The 5,203-nt window shown below is 50.2% G+C and carries 3 protein-coding genes and 2 pseudogenes; 2 read left to right on the forward strand and 3 right to left on the reverse strand.

What is annotated here, in order from left to right:
- Window positions 1-126, reverse strand: a pseudogene (locus ACJHXA_RS23420) (Tn3 family transposase); the annotation flags it as partial.
- A 33-nt stretch (window positions 127-159) separates the two neighbouring features.
- The gene (locus ACJHXA_RS23425) at window positions 160-3,165 is read right to left on the reverse strand and encodes a Tn3-like element Tn3 family transposase (protein ID WP_001143760.1); all 3,006 of its coding nucleotides are present in this window, start codon (window positions 3,163-3,165) and stop codon (window positions 160-162) included.
- Window positions 3,166-3,328: 163 nt separating this feature from the next.
- Here ACJHXA_RS23425 and ACJHXA_RS23430 point away from each other — a divergent pair, with 163 nt between their 5' ends.
- Both ACJHXA_RS23430 and ACJHXA_RS23435 read left to right on the forward strand, forming a co-directional pair.
- Window positions 3,329-3,886 carry a recombinase family protein gene (locus ACJHXA_RS23430; protein WP_001235713.1) on the forward strand — a complete coding sequence of 186 codons (558 nt, stop codon included), beginning with the start codon at window positions 3,329-3,331 and terminating at the stop codon, window positions 3,884-3,886.
- Window positions 3,887-4,068: 182 nt separating this feature from the next.
- A complete protein-coding gene (locus ACJHXA_RS23435) occupies window positions 4,069-4,929 on the forward strand; it encodes a broad-spectrum class A beta-lactamase TEM-135 (protein WP_015058868.1) in 861 nt (286 codons plus the stop codon).
- A 147-nt stretch (window positions 4,930-5,076) separates the two neighbouring features.
- Here ACJHXA_RS23435 and ACJHXA_RS23440 read toward each other — a convergent pair.
- Window positions 5,077-5,203 (reverse strand): annotated as a pseudogene (locus ACJHXA_RS23440) (DDE-type integrase/transposase/recombinase); the annotation flags it as partial.

Genomic DNA, 5,203 nt, shown 5'->3' on the forward strand with positions numbered 1-5,203 from the left:
GGCTTGCACGCCCTGCGGCACGTACAGCTTGGTTTCGCCGAGGTCGCGGATGCGCGGCGCGAAGCGGAAGCCTAGCAGGTGCATCAGGGCAAAGACGTGATCGGTGAAGCCGGCCGTGTCGGTGTAGGGGTCTGACGCTCAGTGGAACGAAAACTCACGTTAAGCAACGTTTTCTGCCTCTGACGCCTCTTTTAATGGTCTCAGATGTCCTTTGGTCACCAGTTCTGCCAGCGTGAAGGAATAATGGCCGAGCATATTGATATGTCCGTGGCAAAGCGGGGAGAGGCGTGCGATATCTTCATCATTCAGTGTTTCACCCTGCGCCCGGAGATGATCCAGGGCTGCCTGCATATAAATAGTGTTCCATAACACGACGGCGTTAGTGACCAGCCCCAGTGTGCCCAGTTGATCTTCCTGACCGTCGGTATATCGTTTTCTTATCTCACCTTTTTGACCGTGACAGATGGCTCTGGCAACGGCATGGCGACTTTCTCCCCGATTAAGCTGGGTCAGAATGCGCCGGCGGTAATCTTCATCATCAATATAATTAAGCAGATACAGCGTTTTGTTGATGCGCCCCACTTCAATGATTGCCTGAGTCAGTCCGGAAGGACGTTCACTTTTCAGCAATGAACGGACCAGCACTGAAACCTGTACTTTGCCCAGCTTCAGGGAGCCAGCGGTCCGGATCATTTCGTCCCACTGAAGGACTATTTTTCGGGGATCTGATTGCCCTCTGGCAATATCATTCAGCACGCCATAGTCGGCATCATGGTCCATTCGCCAGAAAACCGAAGCACCGGCATCAGCCAGGCGTGGAGAAAACTGGTATCCCAGCAGCCAGAAAAGGCCAAAGACAAGTTCGCTGGCACCTGCTGTATCGGTCATAATTTCGGTTGGATTCAGCCCGGTCTCCTGTTCCAGAAGACCTTCCAGCACAAAGATAGAGTCCCTCAGCGTCCCCGGTATAACGATGCCATGAAAGCCGGAATACTGATCGGACACAAAGTTGTACCAGGTGATCCCTCTGTTATTACCAAAGTATTTGCGGTTCGGTCCGGCATTGATTGTTCTGACTGGCGTAACAAAGCGCATTCCATCTGCAGATGCCACTTCTCCTCCACCCCATATCTGTGCCAGTGGCAGCGTTGCCTGAAAATCAACCAGTCTGGCATTAGCGCTGGTGATAGTTTCAGCCCGCAGATAGTTCGCTTTTGTCCAGTTCAGCCGGTGTCGGGTCAGTGCAGGAACATTTGATCTGATCAGTGGTTCCAGACCGATATTGCAGGCTTCAGCCATCAGCACGGCGCTGATGCTGACGGGCAGATCATCAACTCTGGCACTGGCTTCACTAGCATGGAAAAACTCATCAGCAAATCCGGTATGGGCGTTAATTTCGAGCAGCAACTCCGTTAAATCCACCGGAGGGAGTAGATCACTGATCATTTTGCTCAGTCGTTTCAGACTGTCCGGCTCATCAAGACTGGCGAGGGGAGAAATTGTCAACCGGGGCTTCGGGCCAGAAACATCGAGTTCGACAGCCTCATTTTCGCAAAGACGTGCAGCAACCTGTCTGTAACGACTATCAAGCTGATGACCCAGAGATTTTATTGCTTCCTGCGGGTCTGTCGGGTGCCCCAAAGAACGATAAACCTTAATCCGGTTTGCCTGCCAGTCAGCACCCTGTAGTAATCTTGCACGAGGATCTCCCCACCGGTTACTGCCGGTAACGTAGACATCCCTCCGCCTCAGACTATCCTGCAGTTTACTGAGAAAGCAGAGCGTGTATCCCCTGCGGGTGATATGTTTTTCCTTGTTAATCACCAGCCGTTTCCATGACCGACTGATAATTTCCGTTGGTGCGTCGTCAAAAAACTGCCGCCGTGAGCTGAACTCCCGGCTGAGGTAGTCACAGGCATTCAGAGTGGTAACCCCGGCAGGTGCGGATGAAAATTTAACGGTATTCAGCAGATGGGGCAGGAAACGACGAACGCGCCCGTACTGCTCCACCATTTCTTCATGAAAATTATCGTCTGAGGGCCGGGCAATTTCACGGACAAGCGTGATGATTTCAGCCAGCTTTTGCCTTGGGATGTAGCTGAACACCTCAGCACGAATCGATTCGTCCGGTGTTTCTTCTTTCAGCAGGTACGAACATGCGCTGGCGAGCGCCAATGCAGATTTATCCAGATCCTTCAGCGAGCGGAGCCGTTTTTTCTGCCCAATCTTTCTGGCGTCACGGATGATAACGGCCAGCATGGCGTCCAGAACGTCCAATGCATCATCCAGCGCCAGCGTTTCCCATGCAAGGACAAAGGCAACCAGAACCGCCATCCTTTTCTGCGGTGACATCCTGGCAATATTGAACACCGAAGTCATACCAGCATAACGTGCGAGATTTTTCAGGCGCACAGCCGGGAGTGTACTCAGGTTTTCAGCATGCAGGCCAAAATCGTTCAGAGTTTTCCAGCGTTCAATTGCTTCATTAAACGCCGGACCACTGATGGTCACAGGGCCCTTTTTCAGTGATTCCAGTAAAGACAGGCGGCTGCAATCAGTTGGCCCCAGCAGCATCTCCAGCTGTGAACGCTGTTCGGCTGACGGTATCAGTGCCAGTTTGTTCCACAGGCGCAACGTCGCCTTTTCCCTTACCTCTGAAATCAACCGGGTCAGCGTAGTGGCTCCGGGGAGAATAATACGATGTTGCATAAGCCACCCTGTCGCCAGATCGAAAAGCAGGCCAGGACGTTCGTTGCTTATCCAGCTCCGGGTATATAAAAGACGGGTAAGGCGAAATGTCCAGGGCCAGGCAAATTCACGATACTGATAGTGCTGACGTATCAGCGCTGCATGCTCACGGCGGGTATTTTCCCTCTGACCGTATTCTGCAAGAACGGTGATATCACGAATCCCGAGCTGTCTGGCGGTAAAATGCCGGACGCCGGAAGGAATATGATTCATATCGGTGAGGAAGGTGCCCAGAAAACGGACACATCCAATTTGCAGGGCAATGCCCAGACGGTTGTGATCACCTCTGCTTTTTCCGATAAATTCCTTGTCTGCTTCATCAAGGTGAAAATATCGTGCCAGCTGAAGCTCATCCGGTTCACCGGTGAATCTGCCATAGCTTTCAGTCTGCTCAGTGGTCAGAAAGTCAACGGGCATATCGGCCTCCCTGCCTGACGGGCATTTAGTAACATTTTTCCAACCGTACGAAATGTTATAAATTATCGGACATCGTAAAACTGTTACATTAATATGTCTATTAAATCGTAAATTTGTAATAATAGACATGAGTTGTCCGATATTCGATTTAAGGTACATTTTTATGCGACTTTTTGGTTACGCTCGGGTCTCAACCAGTCAGCAGTCTCTTGATCTTCAGGTCAGAGCACTCAAAGACGCAGGTGTGAAAGCAAACCGTATATTTACCGATAAGGCATCCGGCAGTTCAACAGATCGGGAAGGGCTGGATTTGCTGAGGATGAAGGTGGAGGAAGGTGATGTCATTCTGGTTAAGAAGCTCGACCGTCTTGGCCGCGACACTGCCGATATGATCCAACTGATAAAGGAATTTGACGCTCAGGGCGTGGCAGTCCGGTTCATTGATGACGGGATCAGTACCGACGGTGATATGGGGCAAATGGTGGTCACCATCCTGTCGGCTGTGGCACAGGCTGAACGCCGGAGGATCCTAGAGCGCACGAATGAGGGCCGACAGGAAGCAAAGCTGAAAGGAATCAAATTTGGCCGCAGGCGTACCGTGGACAGGAACGTCGTGCTGACGCTTCATCAGAAGGGCACTGGTGCAACGGAAATTGCTCATCAGCTCAGTATTGCCCGCTCCACGGTTTATAAAATTCTTGAAGACGAAAGGGCCTCGTGATACGCCTATTTTTATAGGTTAATGTCATGATAATAATGGTTTCTTAGACGTCAGGTGGCACTTTTCGGGGAAATGTGCGCGGAACCCCTATTTGTTTATTTTTCTAAATACATTCAAATATGTATCCGCTCATGAGACAATAACCCTGATAAATGCTTCAATAATATTGAAAAAGGAAGAGTATGAGTATTCAACATTTCCGTGTCGCCCTTATTCCCTTTTTTGCGGCATTTTGCCTTCCTGTTTTTGCTCACCCAGAAACGCTGGTGAAAGTAAAAGATGCTGAAGATCAGTTGGGTGCACGAGTGGGTTACATCGAACTGGATCTCAACAGCGGTAAGATCCTTGAGAGTTTTCGCCCCGAAGAACGTTTTCCAATGATGAGCACTTTTAAAGTTCTGCTATGTGGTGCGGTATTATCCCGTGTTGACGCCGGGCAAGAGCAACTCGGTCGCCGCATACACTATTCTCAGAATGACTTGGTTGAGTACTCACCAGTCACAGAAAAGCATCTTACGGATGGCATGACAGTAAGAGAATTATGCAGTGCTGCCATAACCATGAGTGATAACACTGCGGCCAACTTACTTCTGACAACGATCGGAGGACCGAAGGAGCTAACCGCTTTTTTGCACAACATGGGGGATCATGTAACTCGCCTTGATCGTTGGGAACCGGAGCTGAATGAAGCCATACCAAACGACGAGCGTGACACCACGACGCCTGCAGCAATGGCAACAACGTTGCGCAAACTATTAACTGGCGAACTACTTACTCTAGCTTCCCGGCAACAATTAATAGACTGGATGGAGGCGGATAAAGTTGCAGGACCACTTCTGCGCTCGGCCCTTCCGGCTGGCTGGTTTATTGCTGATAAATCTGGAGCCGGTGAGCGTGGGTCTCGCGGTATCATTGCAGCACTGGGGCCAGATGGTAAGCCCTCCCGTATCGTAGTTATCTACACGACGGGGAGTCAGGCAACTATGGATGAACGAAATAGACAGATCGCTGAGATAGGTGCCTCACTGATTAAGCATTGGTAACTGTCAGACCAAGTTTACTCATATATACTTTAGATTGATTTAAAACTTCATTTTTAATTTAAAAGGATCTAGGTGAAGATCCTTTTTGATAATCTCATGACCAAAATCCCTTAACGTGAGTTTTCGTTCCACTGAGCGTCAGACCCCGTATGCAGCTTTGCTGTTACGACGGGAGGAGAGATAAAAATCGACAGTGCGGCCCCGGCTGTCGACGGCCCGGTACAGATACGCCCAGCGGCCATTGACCTTCACGTAGGTTTCATCCATGTGCCAC

Origin of the sequence: Escherichia sp. WS33 (assembly GCF_046486385.1) — a bacterium.
Taxonomy (GTDB): Bacteria; Pseudomonadota; Gammaproteobacteria; order Enterobacterales; family Enterobacteriaceae; genus ECMA0423.

What these genes read in the sequence shown, in the direction of transcription:
- ACJHXA_RS23425 (WP_001143760.1), bottom strand. Translation starts at nt 3,165, where the DNA reads ATGCCCGTTGACTTTCTGACCACTGAGCAGACTGAAAGCTATGGCAGA.
- ACJHXA_RS23430 (WP_001235713.1), top strand. Translation starts at nt 3,329, where the DNA reads ATGCGACTTTTTGGTTACGCTCGGGTCTCAACCAGTCAGCAGTCTCTT.
- ACJHXA_RS23435 (WP_015058868.1), top strand. Translation starts at nt 4,069, where the DNA reads ATGAGTATTCAACATTTCCGTGTCGCCCTTATTCCCTTTTTTGCGGCA.